The following is a 21,848-nucleotide window of genomic DNA, read 5'->3' as shown; positions in this document are numbered from 1 at the left end:
GTGCAAGGCCAACACTCCGATTTGGCTCAAAAAAAACAGGAACTAAAAACAGTGTGATAGATGAACAACAGTATAATGTCCAAGGCAGCAATAGCCACAGGAGATGGATCGTTTATAATCAGTGATATCCAAGTGGGAGCACCAGGGGCTGATGAGGTATTGGTAAAGATGAAAGCGGCAGGATTGTGCCATACTGATTATGATTCCCTCACTTGGGGAAAACCGATCGTCATGGGCCATGAGGGAGCTGGAGAGGTAGTGGCCTGTGGAGAAGATGTGACAGGCCTCAAAAAGGGGGATCCTGTACTGCTCAACTGGGCCACTCCTTGTATGCACTGCTTTCAATGCCAAGAAGGCAATCAACACATCTGTGAGAACAACTCTCCCGTAACAGCGGGGGGAAATGGATACACTCCTGGACACGCCACACTTTCTTCCACTACTTGGAAGGGACAGCCGATAGAGAGGTCATTTAATATCGGAACCTTGTCGGAATATACGTTGGTAAAGTCCAGCGCATGTGTAAAAATGGACAAATCGATTCCATTTACTTCGGCGAGTATCCTGAGCTGTGGCGTGATGACGGGCTATGGTTCTGTGGTGAATTCCGCAAGGTTTCAGGCCGGGAGTTCGGCGGTGGTTTTGGGCACTGGAGGGGTTGGCCTGAATGTCATCCAAGCATGTAAGATCGCTGGAGCCTCTCATATTGTGGCGGTGGATATCAATCCCCAGCGCCTTCAGATGGCCCGTGAGTTCGGCGCAACGGATACCATCCAAGCTTCGAAAGAAGACCAAGGGTTGACCCAAGTGGCGAAAGAGGTAAAACAACTGTTTGGGGGAAGAGGTGCTGATTATGCATTTGAATGCACCGCCATTCCAGCCTTGGGAGCGGCTCCCTTGGCGATGATAAGAAATGCGGGTACGGCTGTACAAGTAAGTGGGATTGAGGAGGAGATTACCATAGATATGCGGCTTTTTGAATGGGACAAGATCTATATCAACCCTCTTTATGGGAAATGCAGGCCAGCCATCGATTTCCCAAAATTGTTTAGCTTATATACCAAAGGTGACCTGATGCTAGACGAAATGATCACCAATACCTATCCGCTTTCAGCGCTGGACCAAGCAATGGCCGATATGATAGAAGGGAAAAATGCAAAAGGTGTGGTAACTTTTGAATGATGAAAAAATCACAATTTAGAACAACCGAAAATTCCGATGCCTATTCGATGGATGGTCTTCGTTTTTTGACGGTAAAGAGCAAAAATCTAGAAGGAAGGGCCGATATCTGTTTGTATGTGCCCGAGGGGAAGTATACTGACCTTCCGATGGTCACCTTGCTCCATGGTGTCTATGGGAGCGCTTGGGTCTGGGCGCTTAAGGCTGGTGCTCATTTGGTGTTGGAGGAATTGATCCAGCAAAACCAAATAGCTCCTATGGGACTGGTAATGCCTTCGGATGGTTTGTGGGGGGATGGATCGGCATATTTGACACACCATGGCAAAAGTTTCGACAAATGGATTGCGGAGGAAGTACCTCTGGCGGCCATAGAAAATTTCGAATGCTTTTCGCCTTATTCGCCCCGTTTTATCGCCGGGCTTTCCATGGGGGGCTTTGGCGCCATGAATATAGGAGCGAGGTACGGTGAGCGGTACAGCGGGATATCAGGTCATAGTTCCATAACGGATATTGATCAAATGGCCCTGTTTGCCGAGGAAAGCTGGACAGACAGAAATTCCTTGGCTGGTGAAGGAAATGTGTTTAAATTGATGCAGCAGTACATGGATACCCTTCCTCCTTTGCGGTTTGATTGTGGGGTAGATGATGAATTGTTATCGGCGAATAGATTGCTCCATCGACAACTGGAGAAGCTTGGGGTCAAGCATGATTACCAGGAGTTTTCGGGGGGGCATGAATGGTCCTATTGGAACAACCATTTAAGGGATACATTATTGTTTTTTGATACGCTACTAAGTCGCGCATCAGAAGCGCCCAGAGAATACTAAATTACCAATCAAAACACCAAGAGTCAATGAAGCCAGGCCCATATCGACAAGTATCTATTACAGGCCCCGTGGAGCCTGATGGAGGGGATGTCAGTGCCCCTAAGGAGTTTGCGGCGGGAGTACCGGCCATTAAAGTGGCCTTGGAGCATGCGCTGAAGGAGATGGGTCTTGTCCGGACGTCCTCTACGCTTACCCAATTGAACCAAAAGGAAGGTATCGATTGTCCCGGATGTGCCTGGCCAGATCCAGAAAAGAGAAGTAAGCTTGGTGAATTTTGCGAAAACGGTGTAAAGGCCATTGCTGAGGAAGCCACTACCGAAAGAGTGGGAAGGGAATTTCTAGAGCAGTTTTCAGTAGAGGAAATGTCCCAATGGTCAGATTATAAAATTGGCAAAAGCGGAAGGCTTACCCATCCCATGATCCTGAAGCCAGGAAGTTCCCATTATAGCGCCATCTCCTGGGAAGAGGCATTTAAGGTTATTGCCGATCACCTTAAAAAACTAGCCCATCCCGATGAGGCCATATTTTATACCTCTGGACGTTCGAGTAACGAGGCAGCTTTTTTGTATGGACTTTTTATCAGGGCTTTTGGTACCAATAATATGCCCGACTGCTCCAATATGTGTCATGAATCATCTGGTGTGGCATTGACAGAGACACTGGGCATAGGAAAGGGGTCCGTGATATTGGAAGACATGTACCATGCCGAGGTCATCATGATATTGGGACAAAACCCCGGTACCAATCATCCTCGGATGCTATCTGCACTGGAAAAATGCAAGGAAAATGGTGGGAAGATCATAGCGGTAAATCCCCTTAAAGAAGCAGGCCTGTTGCGGTTCAAGAATCCCCAAAACATGGTTGGATTGCTCGGAAAAGGATCGGGACTTGCAGACCTGTACCTTCAGGTCAGGATCAACCAAGACGTGGCCTTGTTAAAGCTGATCATTAAAAAATTAGCCATCCTCGATGAGGAGGAAGGGTCAGTTTTTGATTGGGATTTTATCAAGAAGAATACGCATGGCCTAGAGGAAATGTTAACAGACCTGAACAGGTATGCTCAGGAAGACCTTTTGGAACTGTGCGGAGTAGCCGAAGCCGAAGTAGACCAAGCCGTGAAGTGGTTGGCAAATGGAAGAAGGGTGATTGTCTGTTGGGCAATGGGGCTGACACAGCATAAAAACGGAGTGGATAATATTCAAGAATGTGTCAACTTATTATTGCTAAAAGGAAGTATCGGTAAGCCTGGAGCAGGCACATGTCCTGTACGTGGCCATAGTAATGTCCAAGGAGACCGCACCGTGGGCATTACCCATCACGTATCCACTAAGCTTAATGCAGCATACAAGCGTGTGTTTGGTTTTGATCCACCGACAAAAGAGGGATTTGATGTGGTGCACTCGATCAAGGCCATGTATGAAAACAAGGCCAAAGTTTTTATCGCCTTGGGAGGCAATTTTGTGTCCGCAGCCAGCGACACGGAGTATACGGCACATGCCCTACAAAACTGTGATTTAACGGTTCAGGTCAGCACCAAACTAAACAGGAGCCACTTGGTAACGGGAAAGACGGCACTCATCCTACCTACTCTGGGACGTACGGAAATGGACCAAAAGGGAGACAAGAAGAGGTATGTTACCGTGGAAAACAGCATGGGAAGAGTTCATCGCTCCCGAGGGAGTTTACCTCCTTCATCATCAATGCTAAAAAGTGAACCGGAAATAATAGCCGGAATCGGGGCTGCTTTTTTTGGCACCAAAACGGCGATAGACTGGAAGGAGTTGGGAGCCGATTATGGATTGATCAGAGAAAAAATAGCTGCGGTATTTGATGGTTTTTCTGGCTATTCATCTCGGTCTGCCCAAGGCGGCTTTGACTTGCCCAATAACGCAAGGGAAGGAGATTTTTCAGGCCTTCCAAATGGGAAAGCATCGTTTAGCATCTGCCAACTTCCCAATCATCAATTGACCTCAGCTCGGTATTTATTGATGACCGTTAGGTCCCATGATCAATTTAACACCACCATCTATGCCCTTAACGACCGCTATAGAGGAGTGTTTGGAGAGCGGCGGGTACTTTTTATGAATCATGGCGATGCCAAAAGGGAGGGCTTGGAGAAAATGGACCGGGTCGATTTGGTAAGCCGATACGATGGTCAGGTCCGAAAGGCGGAAAATTTCCTGGTGGTGCCTTATGACATACCTAGGGGTAATTTGGCTGCTTATTTCCCAGAAACAAATATCCTGGTGCCGAATGCACATTTTGCTGATAAAAGCAATACCCCAATCAGTAAGTCAATCGAGGTGGATATTATAAAAAAGTAAGGTTCTACATGATTTACAGTGGGTAACGTTTACGTCGTTTGTGCACTGCCAGCGTGATATTCATCTTATCACCTTTGTCACTTTTTTGCAGTCACTATATATCCCCAATGACACCAGTAATCACAGGGATAGCAAAAAGGTGCTCACAGAAACCACTGAAATCTCAGAAAAGCTTTATTTCATTCAGGGTGTCCTGTTCGTTCTGTGAGAAATAAAATTTACTGGCAAGAGCGTTTAACTTGGTTTATCCCGGTATTGGGATAAACCTTCCATCATACCGGTAAATACCTCCGTTTTTTGCTGCCAACATTCTTTTTGGTCATCATTATTAGTCTTTCTGAGTCCAAAAAAGGTATCGGCTCCTGATAACGGCAGGGCAAGCGCGTTTAGTGTTTTGAAGGGAAACAATTTTCGTGTAGGCATAACTATCATCCGTGCCGCTGGCACTCCTTCGGGAGGTTGAGGAGAGCTTAAGTTCCTGCGGATGAATCCGCAGGTTACTAAATTTATCGTGCCGCTGGCACTTTGCCTCGATTTGAACATTGGAAACCGCAGTAGCCTACCTTACCGAATGGCGGGATAGGCTGAAAGAATGATTAGTTGATTTGGATCGTACAAGCCGTCGAAGCTATCTGCTCATGTATAGTGGTTGGCTTGGTTGAGGTTAAACCCTGAATATGCGTTACCAACTGAGCATCCTGCCTAATCCGCCTTTGGCGGAGGGTCATATAGAAGGTGCTGGTGACAACCTGTACCAAAAATGATTACACACAAAAGGGTAAGTTCCGTAGGAACGGCAGATATAAATGCAAATAGGGACACTTTTTTTTTATATGCGTTTGCCCTGCTGATAACGGCCCTTGGTATGCCTGTTTTCCAGCCGATGGTGGAGGCCGTTAAGAAAGTGAGTTGGCTCGCGTCGTGGAACAGCGAGACCCACTCACTTTTAGGTCGTAGCCATCGGGTGGAAATTAAAAAGGGTGACGGATCTCGGTAGCAGGGTAAATCCATGTTCCATTTTAAAAGGCCTACCACCGGCCTAGATTTTTTTCTTTCTTTTTTCATCATTGGCAAAAAGGAAAAGGATAAAATAAACCAAGATGATCAGGAGGCGCGGCCAAAGGCAATCAAAAAAGGGCGACACAGGCACATAAAAGCGGGGATACTCTTAACTAAACGGCAATGATCTCCTCTGACTTCATAAAGCCTTTATATCGTGGGTTTTGTATGGGTAGAGAGAGGGAGGTGTTGAACTGGGCTTACAACCTGGATGAGGGGAATGCTCTTGGACACTTTCCTTATTGTGCCCTCCTATGTGCTTAATGTGGTTGCCAAATAAGTCAGTTACTTTATGTTACTTTTTTCGATGTAGTGGAATTAGGGTAAAAAACACCCGAAAAAACAATGCCTGAACATTTGATCCAATACTAAGAACATTTGAAGTAAAGGAAAGGGGAAATTAACCTGAATTTTAAGCTACAATAATTCCCAACACATCATAACCTAAAGATGAGCATGTTAAATTACCGATCGATTTTGACCTTTTTGGATACCTGTATGATGAATTTTGGAAAATTTGCACTGAAGTGCAATCCGAGTTTTTTAGTACCTGAATATTGTCTGTATCCAGAAAATTTAAAGCGTGAATCTTGATCCATTTTTTGGTATTGGAAAATTAAAAACCCTAATAAATAACCCAAAACAACATGGAAAACACTATTAAACTACTCGGTGTACCCGTCTTCGGTGGACGGGTCAATTCTATCCTTTCTTTCGTTTTTTCGGCATCCATTATGGGGTGCTTGGTAGGCTGTACCTCTACAGGGGAGGAAATGCCCGGTCAAGACAACGAAGAGGATGTCGTAAACATGACCATGGCCACTGGACCATATTTTCAGCCGGGGGAAGACATTACCCCTTCTGGCAAGGTGTGGGAGTCAGTGGACAACATGTCTGACGAATTTTCGACCGCCACAATTGATACCGCCAAATGGCAACTAGAGCCAGTCGGTAATGGGTGGAACTGGATAGGCAGGCCTCCTGGACTGTTCCAGCCAGAAAATGTATCCATTGAAAATGGGAAAATGACAGTGACCGTTGGGGTGCTCGATCAGCCCCAAACCATAAACGGTAAAGAATTTAAGTACAAAGGAGCCATCGTTCGTTCTAAAAACCCCGGACAGGTAGGATGGTATTATGAAACTAAAATGAAAGCCAACAAGACGGAGATGTCTTCCACCTTCTGGTTGATGACCAAATACGACTGCCATAAAAAATTGGAGCTGGATATTCAGGAGTGCGTGGGAGTGGTCAGTCCAGATGCCGATCAGTGGGCCACTGGCTGGGACCGTATATTCCATTCCAACTGCATTCATAGACAGACGACCTGTGTGGACAGGTTGCAGTTGCAGAATTCTGTCAAGCCCTTTACCGAAAACCACCAGAGGTATTTTGTCTATGCTGCCTGGTGGAAGTCAAAAGACGAAATCCAGTTTTTTTTGGATGGGAAATACGTGTATTCAATACATCCGGAAGTGGACTGGGACATGCCTGCCTTTTTGCAAATGGCCATAGAAACGTATGATTGGAATCCTGTACCAGCAAATGGTGGAGCAGTCGCCAGCGCACCCGTTTCTGACAGGAAAACCCAATATGAGTGGATCAGAACTTGGAAGCTGAACGATGCTCCCTAAACCCGAGCAGGGATCTACCTATCTGCGTGACTTGGCGTAGACTGCTTTGCGATGGATAGGTTATAGCTTTCGATAATAAATTAAGCGTGTGGAAAACCAAACCACCTTATTTTACCTCAGCAAAAGTGCAGGCAGACCCTTTGGACTGTCTGTACTTTTCAATGTAACCAATTCATTATGAAACAACTATTTACTACAGCGCTACTTAGTTTTATTCTGGGCTTTTTTATGTTGGACTGCCTTCAGGCGAAGGATATTTTGTTCAATAAAGATTGGAAGTTTTATAAAGGCAATGCAGCAACTGCCTCCCGAGCAGATTTTGATGATGAGGAGTGGAGAAAGTTGGATTTACCCCATGACTGGGCGATAGAAGGACCGTTTGATGAACAGTACAATGCACGTGCCGGAGGATTGCCCTTTCACGGCACTGGTTGGTATAGAAAACACTTTTCCATGCCGGAAGTTTCTAAGGGCAAAGCGGTAAGGCTGGAGTTTGAAGGAGCTATGTACAATGCCCATGTTTGGGTAAATGGTGAATTGGTCGGTAATCGTCCTTTTGGCTATATCGGTTTTGAATTTGATATAAGCAAATACCTGAAATATGATGGAAGTGATAATGTCATCGCAGTCAGGCTAAGCCCGGAAGACTTATCATCCAGATGGTATCCCGGAGCTGGCATATACCGCTCCGTATGGCTAAAGGTAGATGAAAAAGTCCATGTGGAACAGTGGGGTACCTATATTACCACTCCTACAGTAACCGATAAAAAAGCAGTAGTACAGCATGAAACAGTTATCCAGAATGATTCTGGCGATCCTGCCGAAGTAGTCGTGAAACAGACCTATTTTGATCCCAGTGGAATCCAAGTGGGGGAAGTAAGTGAGGGAGTGACCATCGCAGCAAATTCATCCGGATACTCCGCAGTATATGCTGATATTCCATCACCGGAAAGGTGGGATTTAGCTACTCCCCAACTTTATAAAGCCATCACTACGGTGCTGGATAAAAACGGTCGTGTGATGGATGAATACAGCACTACCTTCGGCATACGTACCATCAAATTTGACAAAGATGCTTTCTACCTTAATGGAAGGAAAGTAAGGTTTAACGGGGTCTGCCTGCACCATGATAATGGAGCCTTGGGAGCGGCGGTTTACCGTAGGGCTGATGAACGAAAACTCCAGATCATGAAATCAATGGGAGTAAATGCCATCAGGACGAGCCATAATCCTCCTTCAAGGGAACTGCTGGAATTATGTGATGAAATGGGGCTGTTGGTGTTGGATGAGGCCTTCGACGTATGGAAAATGGAAAAGGTGGCCAATGGCTATAATAAATTCTTTGATGAGTGGGGAGCCACCGATATGAGGGATATGATTTTGCGAGACAGGAATCACCCTTCCGTGATCATGTGGAGCATAGGCAATGAAATCATAGAACAGCGGGATGCCAAAAATGGCTGGAAGGTGGCCAAAATGCTGCATCAAGTGTGTGCGGAGACCGATCCTACCCGTCCGTCCACTGTTGGTCTTAATTATTATCCCGCACCCTATGATCATAATCTGGCCCAGCAAGTGGACATTACCGGGATAAATTACAAACCATCAAAATATAGCGAAATAAGGGGCAATTATCCGCAACTGCCCATTTATGGCTCCGAAACGTCCAGTGTGACCAGTAGTAGAGGGGTGTACCATCTACCCATAGCGAAATATAAGACCCATGAGTCCAAGCAGGTGACCAGCTATGACCTAATAGGACCACCTTGGGCTTATCCACCAGATATAGAGTTTCACTTTCAGGAGCAAAACCCGTATGTAATGGGCGAGTTTATGTGGACAGGTTTTGATTATTTGGGCGAGCCGACTCCTTACGGAGGAAAGGATAATTCGACCAATGGTTATTGGAATGATGATTGGCCTGCAAGGAGTTCCTATTTTGGAGCAGTGGACCTATGTGGGTTCCCAAAAGACCGGTTCTATTTGTACCAAAGCCAATGGACGGAAGCACCCATGATCCATTTATTGCCCCACTGGAACTGGGAAGGAATGGAAGACGAGACTATCCCTGTGTATTGCTATACCAACTGTGATGAGGCGGAGTTGTTCTTGAACGGTGAATCACTGGGCAAGAAGGTAAAAGGAAAGGACAAGACACCGATAATAGTGGACTTTTTACGGTATGAGCCCAAGACCTTTGCTTCCCCATATCGACTGAGCTGGGATGTGCCGTACCAGGCGGGTGAGCTAAAAGTAGTGGGCTATAAGGATGGAAAAGCAATTCAGGAAAAGACGATAAATACGGCCGGAAAACCTGCCGGTATCTCTTTGAATGTGGATAGGACAGAGATTGATGCTGACGGCAGGGACTTAGCTTATGTGACTGTAACGGTGACCGACAAAGAGGGCAATACCTGTCCTATAGCAGATAACCTGGTGAAGTTTGAAGTGAAGGGAGAAGGAGAGCTTATCGCGGTGGATAATGGAGATCCCACGTCTGTTTCCCCCTTTCAGGCGGATTACAGAAAGGCCTTTAATGGGATGTGCTTAGCGATCATCCGGGCCACAGAGAAACCGGGAAATATCGAGCTGACGGCTACTTCCAAGTCCTTGAAAAAAGCCCAAGTAACTATTTCTACCAAGCCCCGAGCCTCCAAATAATATGAACATGAAACCAATTGCCCTGTGCCTTTTACTGAGTCTTTTTGCGACGGTTGTTTTTGCCCAAAAATCCGATAAGCAGCCCAATATTATTGTCGTCATTACCGATGACCAAGGCAAGAATGACCTTGGCTGTGAAGGAAATCCAATAGTGAAAACACCTTATATTGACCAGTTTTATGAGGAATCCATAAGGTTGACCAACTTCCATGTATCCACCACCTGTGCGCCGTCCAGAGGAGCCTTGATGACAGGAAGGCATACCAATCGCTTAAACGTTTACCATACCATCTCAGGCAGGTCTCTGTTGTTTGAAGATGAGGAGATTCTGCCCCAAGTTTTGGCACAGAACGGTTATGTAAATGGGCATTTTGGGAAATGGCATCTAGGCGATAATTATCCTTTCAGGCCCATGGATCGAGGCTTTCAGGAAGTAGTGAGGCATGGGGGAGGAGGGATTACCCAAGGGCCGGATTATTGGGGCAATGATTATTTTGATGATACTTATTGGCATAATGGGGTTCTGACCGAATATGAAGGCTATTGTACAGATGTCTTCTTCTCAGAGGCACTTCGATTTATCGAAGAAAACAAGGACAGCCCTTTCTTTTGCTACATTTCCACGAATGCACCCCATGGCCCTCTCAATTGCCCAGAAGACTATCTCGATATGTATAAGGACGTAGCGGGACTTTCAGAAAGTCATCAGCGGTTTTATGGGATGATTTCCAATATCGATGATAATTTTAAACGATTACGGGACAAGCTGGAACTGTTGGGGCTAAGTGAAAACACCATTTTGATATTCATGTCAGACAATGGTACTGCAGGTGGAAACAAGGTCTATGATGCAGGCATGAGTGGAGCCAAAGGATCTGTGATGGAAGGTGGGCACCGCGTTCCCTTTTACATAAAATGGCCAGCCAAAGGCATCGAAGGCGGAAAGGACGTCGGACAGTTGACCGCGCATTTTGATGTCCTTCCGACCTTAGTGGACTTACTAGACCTTAACTATACACCCTCAAAGAAATTGGATGGAAAGAGTCTGGAGCCCCTGATGACCGACGAAAAACCGGAATGGCCCAATCGGGTACTTTATGTGGATACGCAGCGGAAAGTTAACCTTACTAAATACAAGGATTATTCGGTGATGGACGAAAAGTGGAGATTGGTAAATGGTGATGCCCTGTATGATATGGATACAGACCTAAAGCAAACTACCAATGTGATCGAACATCACCCTGAAGTGGCCGAGAGATTGGCCTTGGGCTACGAAAAATGGTGGGAGTCTATAATCGCTGAAAAATCCGATGAAAAATATGCCTATATCAAAGTAGGGACACCTTATGAAAACCCCGTCAGGCTAATGTCACATGATATATTGACGGGGAATTTGGGCTTGGCCTGGCACCAGTTTGGGGCCATTGAGCCTAGCCCGGCAGCAGGGGTCTGGAAAGTGGAGGTCATGGAAAAAGGAACTTATCAAATTAAATTGAGGAGATTTGCTGAAGAGGCTGATTTGCCCATTAATGCCACTTTTCCCCAAGCGGAAGATCAAAGGCGAATTCAGAAAGCACCACCAGCCAGTACAAAAGATGATTTTTCGGAAGCCTACCTGTCCCTTGCAAGTTTTAGAGAGACGGCCGCTATTCCAACTAATGCAAAGGAAGTGGTATTCACTACTGATCTAAGTCCGGGAAAATATGACCTAGAAGCACGCTTGATCGATAAGGCAGGAAAATTCTACCCCGCTTATTATGTGTACTTTGAAAAAATAAGGTAGCGCTATTGTCAGTGTTTATCCTTTATTGTTTAATAAATAGAGAAAGGACAATAATCAAGTACATGATAGCATGTTTTTATGTTAAAATAGGCAAAGCATGTCCCATACATTTTGAGCAATATTGTACTTGGCTTCGGTAATGAGTAAATGCTACCATCCGCCATCTGCATTGGGCGCTTCGTAGTGGCCTGAAGCAATTTCAGGCCGCACTACCTGTGCGTCGTGGCGTAGATCGGCTAGCGCATATTCTGGGTTCAATGACCCATGGGATAGTTGCCAAGCCATAGTACCCAAGCCCTAATTAACCTTAAAAAATGAACCAAAATGCCTAATACTAGAAGTCGTTTCCTGTTGGTGACATTTTTTTTATGCTTATGTTTTGTGTCCAAGGCGCAGCACCATAGAGAAACCATCCATTTTAATCAGTCGTGGCTTTTTGCGATGGGTGACATGGAAAACCCTCCCGAGCAAAACTGGCAATCGGTCACGTTGCCCCACGACTGGAGTATCCGAAAAGGGTATTCCGTATCCAATACTGCGGCGAGTACAGGTTTTGTGCCCGGTGGGATAGGCTGGTATAAGAAGGAGTTTCAGGTAACTGATGAAGACAGGGAAAAGACTATTTCCATTGAGTTTGATGGGGTGTATTGCAATTCGTCCGTATGGATTAATGGTCATTTACTTGGCTTTAGACCAAACGGTTACAGCTCTTTTTCTTACGACCTGACACCTTATATAAAAGCAACCAATGAGCTCTTGGTCAGGGTGGACCATTCTTCCTATGTAGATGCCAGGTGGTACACAGGTTCGGGGATTTACCGCAACGTCCGTCTTGTAAAAAAACACCCGGTACATATCGCCCAATGGGGGAATAAAGTCACTACAGTGGTACTCAAGGATGGTGCTGCAGACATCCATGTTGCCACGAAGGTGGAGGGTGTCCAGTCCAAAGACTCCTTGACAGAGGTGGTTTACGAAATTATTGATCCATCCGGAACATCCATTTCTAGGTTTTCAGCTGATCCCAACAAAGGCAGCTATTATGCAAAGACCAAGTTGGGTCGTCCACTGTTATGGTCCATAGAGAGTCCCCATCTTTATGACCTTGTGACCAAGGTAAAACAAAATGAAAAGATCCTAGACCAGACCAGCACCACCTTCGGTATCCGGTCGGTAGTCATGGATGCCGATAAGGGGTTTGTCCTAAATGGAAAACCTGTCAAAATAAAAGGTGTTAACATCCACCATGATGCAGGAGCACTAGGGGCTGCAGTGACCAAAGATACTTGGAAATACCGGCTTAGCAGACTCCAAGAGGTCGGTGTGAATGCCATTCGTCTGGCACATAATCCCCATAGTCCGGAGCTGTTGGACTTGTGTGACGAAATGGGATTGTTGGTGATGGGCGAGTTTTTTGATGAATGGAAGCGACCAAAAGGCAAGAGCCTGGTTTATCTCGGTGACAATGCCGCCAAGGGAGAAATAGCTTCGGGGTATTCCAACCACTTCTGGGAATGGGCAGAAAGGGACCTTAAAGACCTTATTCATCGGGATTATAACCATCCATCTGTGGTCATGTGGAGTATTGGCAATGAGATAGAGTGGACTTTTCCTGCATACACAGAGGTGTTTAACCAACTTAATCCTGAGTTGGATGTGCATACCGAAGTGCCAGTGTTTGAGCCATCAAAGGTAAAATCTGTTTTTGATGAAGTGACAGGGGGATTTGATTCACTTGCTTACGTCGCTCAGCAGCTCAGCAGATGGGTAAAAGAAGTGGATACTACCAGGGCAGTGACCTGTGGGAGTGTCCGGCCCTCGATCTCGATGGTGAGCGGATATGGCGATGCAGTGGATGTTTTGGGACTTAATTACAGGGCGATGTGCTATGCACCTGCACATGCCACTTACCCAACCAAACCCCTGATTGGTTCGGAGAACTGGGGGACATATGAAGAGTGGAAAAGTGTGGAGGATAAACCCTACATCATGGGGATATTTGCGTGGACGGGATTTGCTTATATGGGAGAAGCTGGGCCTTGGCCGAGAAAAGGCCTAAATCTATCATTTTTTGATTTTGCAGGCTTCAAAACACCCCGTGGGCATTTCTTCGAAACATTATGGAAGCCAGCACCAAAGGTGTATGCCGTGACCACCAAGCAGGAGGATGCTGAGTTCTCGGTGGATAACCAAGGCAATTGGGATTTTGAAATGCAAAAAACGCCACCACCAGTATGGAGTGAGCTCCGAAAATGGGAGTGGTATCCTGTAAATGAGCATTGGAATTATTCGGCTGGAGATACGGTAATCGTTCAGGTATATACCAATTGTGAAGAAGTGGAGCTTTTTTTAAATGACCAGAGCCTAGGGAAACAAGCTTTGGCGAATAACCTGGATGATCATATCCTAAAATGGGAAGTCCCCTACAAGGCTGGAGCGCTAAAGGCCATTGGTTACGATGAAGGAAAGGAGGAAACCCGGTTTGACCTGACCACAAATTCCCCTCCTACAAGCATCGTGCTGGAGTCTGATGTAGAAAATTTAGGTAGGGGCATGGGGGATCGTGCTCATATTGCCGCTAAGGTATTGGACAGTAATGGTAATGAAATCAGGGATTTGTCCTTGCCCGTCACCTTTCATGTATCTGGAGGGGCAGCATTGGTAGCGGTTGATAATGGTTGGGAAAAGAACGTCCAGGATCACTATAAGCCGACATTATATACCCACAAGGGAAGAGCTCTTGGGATCATTGCTCCGAACGGGAAAGACCAGCCGGTCCAAATAAAAGTAACTGCAGAAGGGATCGAAAGTAAACCCCTTACGATAAACCTAGAAAAGTATACTATCCAAAAATGAAAACCATGACAATTAAAAACAACATTTTCTTAGCCTGCTCGATAGTGGCTGTATTGTGGATATGGTTTGCTGGACCTGTCCAAGGTCAAGGAAAAAGGGAAATGGACTTTAACAAAGGTTGGTTCTTCAAATTGTCCGAAGAGGACATGCTATCAAAACCAATATCCGAAGATTGGCAGGCTGTTCGCTTACCGCATGACTGGAGTATCGGTCAAGCTTACGACACCCTTCACCTTGAAGGGGCAACGGGCTATTTGCCAGGCGGGATAGGCTGGTATAAGAAGGAGTTCTATTCTCCCGAAGAAGGAGATGAGATCAATTCGTATTTGCTTTTTGATGGTGTCTATAACCACAGCAAGACCTACATCAACGGTCAGCTGCTGGGATATCAGGCCTATGGATACAGTCCGTTTTATTTTGATATAAGTCCTTATCTAAATCCTCCTGGCCAAAAGAATACCCTGACTGTAAAGGTGGACCGCAGTCGCTATGCAGATAGCCGCTGGTACCCCGGGGCTGGAATTTATAGGAACGTCAAAATGATCCAGACAGGAAAATTCCATATTCCCGTTTGGGGTGTCTTTGTCACTACACCGGAGATCGATGGTGCCACAGCCAGCTTGGCGGTGCAATATCAATTGAAAAACGACCATCCCCAAACGAAAGAAGCAAGGCTGCTTTTGGAAATAGCTGGACCCAGTGGCGAAGTGGTGAAGAAGGAATCGTGGAGCATTAGCCAAAGCAGCGGAAGCAAGGAGACCCATCAAAAGAAAGTCACACTGCACGATATAAAAAGATGGGGGATCGACCAACCTAATTTATATCAGTTGTCGCTTACGGTGAGTGTAGATGGGGAAAAGCAAGATGAGTATGCTACCAGTTTTGGTATTAGGGAGTTTCATTTTGATGCAGCTACCGGGTTTTACCTCAACGGCGAGAATATGAAAATCAAGGGAGTATGCCTGCATCATGATGGTGGATTGGTAGGCTCGGCAGTGCCTAAAGATGTATGGAGACGACGACTGGCCTATCTGAAAGAGGGGGGCTGTAATGCTGTTAGGATTTCTCATAATCCCGCTGCTGAGGAGTTATTGGACTTATGTGATGAAATGGGGTTTTTGGTGCAGGATGAATTTTACGATGAGTGGGATTATCCAAAAGACAAGCGGCTGAACACGAATGAGCAGCATGACGACTATATCAGCAGGGGCTCGGCAGCGTACTTTCAGGAAAATGCAGAAAAAGACCTCAAAGCTACTGTCAGGGCACATCGAAATCACCCCAGTATCTTTCAGTGGTCCATAGGGAATGAAATCGAATGGACCTATCCCAGAAATAAACTCGCTACGGGGTTCTGGGATGCCGATGCAGGAGGAAATTATTTTTGGAATCCTACCCGTCTTAGTCCTGAACAAATCAAGGCCCGCTACGATTCTCTTCCTGCAAAGGACCATACTATTGGAGCTACTGCACAGAAGCTCTCTGCTTGGACCAAGGAGCTGGATACCACAAGGGTGGTCACGGCCAACTGTATATTGCCATCGGCCAGTTATGTGACCGGTTATGCTGAGGCTTTGGATGTCATTGGGTTCAGCTATAGACGGGTAATGTATGATTATGGTCACAAGAATTTCCCTGATTTGCCCATCATGGGTACTGAAAACCTTCCCCAGTGGCATGAATGGAAAGCAGTAGCTGAACGGCCTTTCGTTGCGGGGTTATTCCTTTGGACTGGCGTGGACTATATGGGAGAGGGACATCATCGTGAAGGAAGTAAAAATCCACGCCTTCGCGGTGCGCGAAGTGGATTGTTGGATTATGCAGGATTCAAAAAGAGAGCGTATTATATGATGAAGTCCCTGTGGACCGAAGAGCCAATCATCCATATCGCCACCCAAAAGATAAATAAATCTACTTTTAAGTATGATGGTAACAAAAAGAAGGTAGTAGAAAGGAAGCCTGGTGCTTGGAAGCACGCGATATGGTATTGGCCGGAAACCAATCAGCACTGGAATTATAAAAAAGGGGACAGTGTCATTGTCGAGGTCATTAGCAATCTTCCTTCCCTGGAGTTGAGCTTAAACGGTCAATCTCTGGGCAAGAAGGATTTGAAGGATTTTGATGATAGAATATACAAGTGGATGGTGCCTTACGGTGCTGGAACCCTCAAAGTGGAAGGCAGAAATAACGGACAATTAGCGACCCAATTTCTCCATACCGCTGGAGAATCCGCTAACGTTCGGCTGCAGTTGGACCAGCGATATTTGGAGGATGATGGCAGTTCGGTAGCCCACGTGGAGGTTCAGCTTGAGGACCAGAAAGGGTTTCCAGTATATCACCGTGATGAGGAGCTGGAAGTAACCGTAGATGGACCATTGGAACTGTTGGGAGTGGACAATGGGAGCCCTACCAACTTTACCCACCCGTCTTCATCGCGGATCAAAACTTCCGAAGGAAAGGCATTGGTAATTGTCCAGAGTATAAAAGGCCAAAAAGGCACAGGCACCGTGGAGATTAAGGTAAACGACCAGTCGTTCAGGCAGTCTATCACGATAGATTAAGAGAAAACCATACTATAAATAACAATCAAATGGATTTTAATACGCTTGATATCATAATTTTTACGGGATATTGTCTGCTGATTATTGGGATGGGGCTTTTTGTGTCCAGAGAGAAAAAAGGACATGAAAAGAATGCCCAAGATTACTTTTTGGCGAGCAAGGCATTGCCATGGTGGGCAGTAGGGGCTTCACTGATTGCTTCCAATATTTCAGCTGAACAGTTCATAGGGATGTCAGGGTCTGGATTTGCGCTTGGTCTGGCGATCAGCACCTATGAATGGATGGCAGCGGCCACTTTGGTGGTGGTAGGAGTGTTTTTTCTGCCCATCTACCTTAAGGAGGGCATTTACACGATGCCACAATTTCTGCACAGGAGGTATGACAGTAGGGTTCGACTATTGATGGCCGTATTTTGGCTTTTGATCTATGTTTTTGTAAACCTTACGTCAGTGTTGTATCTGGGAGCGCTGAGTTTACAGACCATCATGGGGGGTCCGCTGGAATACGGGATTTATGGATTGGCATTCTTTGCATTGGTTTACTCCATATATGGGGGACTGAAAGCGGTAGCTTGGACAGATGTGGTTCAAGTGTGTTTTTTGGTCGGTGGTGGCTTGGCGACTACGTACTTGGCATTGTCCATGGTCGGTGAGGGCAGTGTTTGGGATGGAGTGGGTAAGCTTAGGGAGGCTGCTCCAAAACATTTTTCGATGATTGTCCAAAAAGGGGAAATGATGATTCCTGATGGGGACGGAGGGACAAGGGATGCCTACCTTGACCTGCCAGGCCTTAGCGTGCTGATAGGGAGTATGTGGATCATTAATTTGACATATTGGGGCTGTAACCAGTACATCACCCAACGGGCATTGGCCGCAAAAAGCCTAAACGAAGCCCAAAAGGGGATGGTCTTTGCAGGGTTTTTGAAACTACTGATGCCTTTGATCGTAGTGGTTCCGGGGATTGCCGCCTATGTCATCGTCCAAGAAGGGATCGATGCGCCCTTTGTACAGGCCATGACGGATGCTTCTACGTCCACCATAAAGTCAGATAAAGCTTACCCCGCATTGCTTCAGTTATTGCCATCAGGCTTGAAGGGATTGGCATTCGCAGCCCTTACAGCTGCTATTGTCTCTTCATTGGCTTCCATGGCAAACAGTACTTCCACTATTTTTACAATTGATATTTTTAAATCCTATATCAATAAGGGAATTACAGAGCGCAAACAAGTTACTGTAGGGAGGTTAACGACCCTAGTGGCTTTTGTGGTGGCGGCATTGGTGGCACCACAGCTAAGACAGCTAGATCAGGCCTTCCAGTATATCCAAGAATATACGGGATTTGTGTCCCCAGGAGTATTTGCCATTTTTATGTTTGGGTTCTTTTGGAAGAAAACCACTTCCGATGCAGCGATGACGGCAGCGATACTCACGATTCCCTTATCGGCGATGTTCAAGTTTCTGACTCCCTCGCTTCCATTTATCGATAGAATGGGGGTGGTATTTGTGATCCTAGCGGTATTGATGGTGGTTATCAGTTTGGTACAGGGCAAAGGAAAAGACAGTCCCAATGCCATTGAAATCGATAAGAAGCTGTTCAAGACGAGCTCAACCTTCAAGGTAGGAGCAGCTATAATCATCTTGGGACTTGTAGTATTATATGCAGTGTTTTGGTGATAACCATGCAGGCTAGGTATATGCCCTATGAGTGATTGTCCTTGTTTTTGATAAAGAAACATTTGTTTTAATCCTAAAAACATATGGGGCAAGCTATAGAATGCCTTAGATATACCTTTATAATGCTGAATCCTTCCGAAGATGGTATTCTGATCAAGGAGTCAGTTTAATTAAATAAACCTAATAACCCAATTCAGTATGAAAAAAGCTCTACGCACCATGAAGGTGTTAGTTGCCCGTAAAAGCAAGCTATTGCTTTGCATGCCAATTTATTTCATTGCTCTACTATCCTATGGGCAAAGCCAAAAAATTTCGGGAAAGGTTACTTCATCTGCTGATGGCCAACCATTGCCCATTGTAAACATCCTTGAAAAAGGCACTTCTAACGGAGCTGTGGCAGATATGGATGGGAGCTATACCATAGAAGTCAGCGGCCCAGAAGCTGTTTTAGTATTCAGTTCAATTGGTTTCCTAAAAAAAGAAATCACTGTCGGAAACCAAACGACCATAGACGTAGCCTTGGAGGAGGACGTAAAATCGCTCGATGAAGTGGTCGTAATCGGTTATGGATCACAGAAGAAGAGTGACTTGACAGGATCCGTGGGTACAGTTTCATCAGAAGAAATCAATAAATACACAAATGCTGACGCCACCCAAGCGATTCAAGGTAGGGTACCGGGAGTCAGGGTAGATGCCAATGGTGGTACACCGGGTGCCAACTCCATCGTCACCATCCGTGGTACAGGTACCATGTCCGACTCCGGTCCTTTGTATGTGATAGACGGGATGCTTACCAATAGCATGGATATGCTCAACCCAGCAGATATAGAATCGGTCAGTGTTTTGAAAGATGCCTCTGCCAGTGCTATTTATGGATCTCGAGCTGCCAATGGTGTCATTATCGTGACTACTAAGAAAGGCTCTAAAGGAGAAATCAAGGTAGATACCGATTTCAGCTATGGATGGCAAAAAGCAGTCAATACCATAGATTGGGCCAATGCCCGTGAATATGCTGCGATCAGAAATATGGCCAATGATAACGATGGTACCCCTAGGGCACCCGCAAATGACAGTCAGTTTGACCCCACCATTGATAGTGATATCCAAGCTGCCAATCTTCGTGTGGCACCCATTTTCAATGGAAATGTCAGGGTGTCGGGAGGCGGTGAGAATGCGACATATAGTATCTCTGCCAACCATTTGGACCAAGTAGGGATCGTGGAGGAGTCTGATTACACCAGGACAAATATCCGTGCCAATTCCACTTTTACTAAAGGCAGGTTTAAACTGGAAGAAACCATCGGCCTTACCCGGACCGTAAATAACCCGAACAATTACTTTAACCAAGAGCGTGACCTACTACCGACAATTCCCATATATGACGAGGAAGGAAATTTTACGGCCTCTTCCATGCCCGATGGTGGTACTTCCATATATGGAGTTGGGAATATTACCAATTCACTTGGTCTTGCCACGGTAGAAGATAGGACCATTACACGGAACAGTGTTCTGGGTAATATCGCCGCTTCTTTTGAAATCATAGAAGGGCTTACCTATAAATTGAATCTGGGACTGGACCAGTATAGCCAAAATAACTATACCTTTACCCCTACATTTTTCTTTAATGCCACGCTGTTGGGAAGACAGGATTTTGCAGAACTACGGGAATCCAATACGAATTTTCTTTCAACTCTCGCAGAAAACACCTTGAATTTCTCTAGGGTATTCGGCGATCATTCTTTGAATTTGTTGGCAGGTTATACTACGCAGAAGACCCATTCCAGGTCACTTGGAATAGTTGCCACTGGCTTCCCAAACAACGATGTGCGCGTCGCCTCTGCTGCTGAGAATAGGGCACAAGCTCCGTCCAGGGATATTACCACTGGCCTTCGTTCTTATTTTGGTAGGGTGAATTATTCTTATGACAGCAGGTATTTACTTACTGCTACCATTCGTCGGGATGGCTCATCTCTCTTTAGGGAAGACCTCAGGTGGGGGACCTTCCCATCTGTTGCCTTGGGTTGGAATATCAGCGAGGAAGACTTTATGGAGGACATTACTTTTCTGTCTGATCTAAAAATCAGGGCAAGTTATGGTGAGCTGGGATCCAATAATGTGGCTGCTTATTCCATAGATCCGGAAATGAACCTTTTTAGTGAGGCCATTTTAGGAGAAGGGCAAAATAGGGTGCCGGGAACATCCATTACCAAACCAGTCAACAGGGATATCCGTTGGGAGACCACTAAAACCACGGATATTGGACTTGAATTTAGCATGTTGAATAACCGCCTACAGTTTACGATGGATTACTTCAACAAAAAATCCGAGGACATTCTCCTAAGCATCACCGTACCTAGATACACGGGCTTGGACGGAAGGGTGCCCAGTAATGTGGCGACCATCCAAAACCGTGGGTTCGAATTCAGTTCCGTATATAACCAAGTGCTAGGAGATGTGAACTTGAGCTTGGCGGCCAATTTTACCGTACTTGACAATGAGGTGACCGCACTTGGAATACCTGATCCAATATTTGGTGGAGGGTATAGCTCAAATGGACTAAGTGCTACCCTTACGGATGTGGGACAGCCAGTAGCATCATTTTTCGGGTATAAAGTTTTGGGGATTTATCAATCCGATGATCAAGCGGCCCAAGATGGCCGTACTGACGGTGCTGGGGCAGGAGACCTTCGCTTTCAGGATACCAATGGTGACGGAGCCCTTACAGAGGATGATCGTGTCTTTTTGGGTAGTTCCATCCCTAATTTTGAATACGGATTTAATGTGAATGCGAGCTGGAAGAATTTTGATTTCAGCATGTTCTTCAATGGTGTTTCCGGCAATAAGATACTGAACGGAAATCGATACAGAGGATACTTTGATACTGAAGGAAATTATTTGGCAGATGCCCAAAATGCATGGACCCCCGAAAATACCGATACTGATGTGCCTCGTATGAGCCTACTGGATTTGGGATTCAACAGGAGAATGTCCGATTATGTATTGGAAAGTGGTGCATACTTTAGGTTGAGGAATCTTCAGATTGGATACACCTTACCGGAGGTATTGACCGAGAAGTTAAAGATCCAGCGCTTGCGGGTGTACACTTCCTTGCAGAATGTGTTTACCATTACTAACTACACGGGATATTACCCGATTGTAGGGAGGGGTAATCGAGATCGGGGATCAGATCAGAATATTTTCAACCAAGGGGTAGATGAAAGTGCTTATCCTACGCCTAGGACTTATCAGTTTGGACTTCAGATATCATTTTAAAAACACAAGAGCTTAATC

12 protein-coding genes are annotated in these 21,848 nt (G+C 45.7%); 11 read left to right on the top strand and 1 reads right to left on the bottom strand.

Annotated features, from left to right (window positions below; translation table 11 throughout):
- Positions 1-60 precede the first annotated feature (60 nt).
- The 7 genes from FDP09_RS16190 (at position 61) to FDP09_RS16155 (ending at position 11,467) form a co-directional block, all read left to right on the top strand.
- Positions 61-1,182: a Zn-dependent alcohol dehydrogenase gene (locus tag FDP09_RS16190; protein ID WP_137403661.1), complete on the top strand. Its 1,122-nt coding sequence runs from the start codon at positions 61-63 to the stop codon at positions 1,180-1,182.
- Positions 1,182-2,006 carry an alpha/beta hydrolase gene (locus tag FDP09_RS16185; RefSeq protein ID WP_137403660.1) on the top strand — a complete coding sequence of 275 codons (825 nt, stop codon included), beginning with the start codon at positions 1,182-1,184 and terminating at the stop codon, positions 2,004-2,006. Before FDP09_RS16190 ends, FDP09_RS16185 begins: the two co-directional genes overlap by 1 nt.
- Positions 2,007-2,032: 26 nt before the next feature.
- Positions 2,033-4,330 carry an FdhF/YdeP family oxidoreductase gene (locus FDP09_RS16180; protein WP_137403659.1) on the top strand — a complete coding sequence of 766 codons (2,298 nt, stop codon included), beginning with the start codon at positions 2,033-2,035 and terminating at the stop codon, positions 4,328-4,330.
- Between the two features lie 760 nt (positions 4,331-5,090).
- Positions 5,091-5,327, top strand: a complete 237-nt coding sequence (locus tag FDP09_RS23840; protein ID WP_187328696.1) for a hypothetical protein — start codon at positions 5,091-5,093, stop codon at positions 5,325-5,327.
- 709 nt (positions 5,328-6,036) lie between these two features.
- Positions 6,037-7,023, top strand: a complete 987-nt coding sequence (locus tag FDP09_RS16165; RefSeq protein ID WP_222840291.1) for a LamG domain-containing protein — start codon at positions 6,037-6,039, stop codon at positions 7,021-7,023.
- Between the two features lie 177 nt (positions 7,024-7,200).
- Positions 7,201-9,684, top strand: a complete 2,484-nt coding sequence (gene galB / locus FDP09_RS16160; RefSeq protein ID WP_137403657.1) for a beta-galactosidase GalB — start codon at positions 7,201-7,203, stop codon at positions 9,682-9,684.
- Between the two features lie 7 nt (positions 9,685-9,691).
- Positions 9,692-11,467: an arylsulfatase gene (locus FDP09_RS16155; RefSeq protein ID WP_229683412.1), complete on the top strand. Its 1,776-nt coding sequence runs from the start codon at positions 9,692-9,694 to the stop codon at positions 11,465-11,467.
- 150 nt (positions 11,468-11,617) lie between these two features.
- Here FDP09_RS16155 and FDP09_RS24210 read toward each other — a convergent pair whose 3' ends face one another.
- Positions 11,618-11,752 carry a hypothetical protein gene (locus FDP09_RS24210; RefSeq protein ID WP_262710625.1) on the bottom strand — a complete coding sequence of 45 codons (135 nt, stop codon included), beginning with the start codon at positions 11,750-11,752 and terminating at the stop codon, positions 11,618-11,620.
- Between the two features lie 39 nt (positions 11,753-11,791).
- On the opposite strand from FDP09_RS24210, the gene FDP09_RS16150 reads away from it, so the two are divergent.
- The 4 genes from FDP09_RS16150 to FDP09_RS16135 all read left to right on the top strand — a co-directional run bounded on the left by FDP09_RS16150 (position 11,792) and on the right by FDP09_RS16135 (position 21,830).
- Entirely contained in the window at positions 11,792-14,323 is a 2,532-nt protein-coding gene (locus FDP09_RS16150) for a glycoside hydrolase family 2 TIM barrel-domain containing protein (RefSeq protein WP_137403655.1), read from the top strand.
- A 5-nt stretch (positions 14,324-14,328) separates the two neighbouring features.
- Positions 14,329-16,884, top strand: a complete 2,556-nt coding sequence (locus FDP09_RS16145) for a glycoside hydrolase family 2 TIM barrel-domain containing protein (RefSeq protein WP_229683413.1) — start codon at positions 14,329-14,331, stop codon at positions 16,882-16,884.
- Positions 16,885-16,913: 29 nt separating this feature from the next.
- Positions 16,914-18,557 carry a sodium/sugar symporter gene (locus FDP09_RS16140; protein WP_137403653.1) on the top strand — a complete coding sequence of 548 codons (1,644 nt, stop codon included), beginning with the start codon at positions 16,914-16,916 and terminating at the stop codon, positions 18,555-18,557.
- A 198-nt stretch (positions 18,558-18,755) separates the two neighbouring features.
- Entirely contained in the window at positions 18,756-21,830 is a 3,075-nt protein-coding gene (locus tag FDP09_RS16135; protein WP_137403652.1) for a SusC/RagA family TonB-linked outer membrane protein, read from the top strand.
- Positions 21,831-21,848 lie beyond the last annotated feature (18 nt).

The organism is Echinicola rosea (assembly GCF_005281475.1).
GTDB classification, from domain to species: Bacteria; Bacteroidota; Bacteroidia; order Cytophagales; family Cyclobacteriaceae; genus Echinicola; species Echinicola rosea.
The sequence above is the reverse complement of the archived record's forward strand: the minus strand, read 5'-3'. Positions and strand labels throughout refer to the sequence as shown.

What these genes read in the sequence shown, in the direction of transcription:
- FDP09_RS16190 (WP_137403661.1), top strand. Translation starts at nt 61, where the DNA reads ATGAACAACAGTATAATGTCCAAGGCAGCAATAGCCACAGGAGATGGA.
- FDP09_RS16185 (WP_137403660.1), top strand. Translation starts at nt 1,182, where the DNA reads ATGAAAAAATCACAATTTAGAACAACCGAAAATTCCGATGCCTATTCG.
- FDP09_RS16180 (WP_137403659.1), top strand. Translation starts at nt 2,033, where the DNA reads ATGAAGCCAGGCCCATATCGACAAGTATCTATTACAGGCCCCGTGGAG.
- FDP09_RS23840 (WP_187328696.1), top strand. Translation starts at nt 5,091, where the DNA reads ATGATTACACACAAAAGGGTAAGTTCCGTAGGAACGGCAGATATAAAT.
- FDP09_RS16165 (WP_222840291.1), top strand. Translation starts at nt 6,037, where the DNA reads ATGGAAAACACTATTAAACTACTCGGTGTACCCGTCTTCGGTGGACGG.
- galB (WP_137403657.1), top strand. Translation starts at nt 7,201, where the DNA reads ATGAAACAACTATTTACTACAGCGCTACTTAGTTTTATTCTGGGCTTT.
- FDP09_RS16155 (WP_229683412.1), top strand. Translation starts at nt 9,692, where the DNA reads ATGAAACCAATTGCCCTGTGCCTTTTACTGAGTCTTTTTGCGACGGTT.
- FDP09_RS24210 (WP_262710625.1), bottom strand. Translation starts at nt 11,752, where the DNA reads ATGGCTTGGCAACTATCCCATGGGTCATTGAACCCAGAATATGCGCTA.
- FDP09_RS16150 (WP_137403655.1), top strand. Translation starts at nt 11,792, where the DNA reads ATGCCTAATACTAGAAGTCGTTTCCTGTTGGTGACATTTTTTTTATGC.
- FDP09_RS16145 (WP_229683413.1), top strand. Translation starts at nt 14,329, where the DNA reads ATGACAATTAAAAACAACATTTTCTTAGCCTGCTCGATAGTGGCTGTA.
- FDP09_RS16140 (WP_137403653.1), top strand. Translation starts at nt 16,914, where the DNA reads ATGGATTTTAATACGCTTGATATCATAATTTTTACGGGATATTGTCTG.
- FDP09_RS16135 (WP_137403652.1), top strand. Translation starts at nt 18,756, where the DNA reads ATGAAAAAAGCTCTACGCACCATGAAGGTGTTAGTTGCCCGTAAAAGC.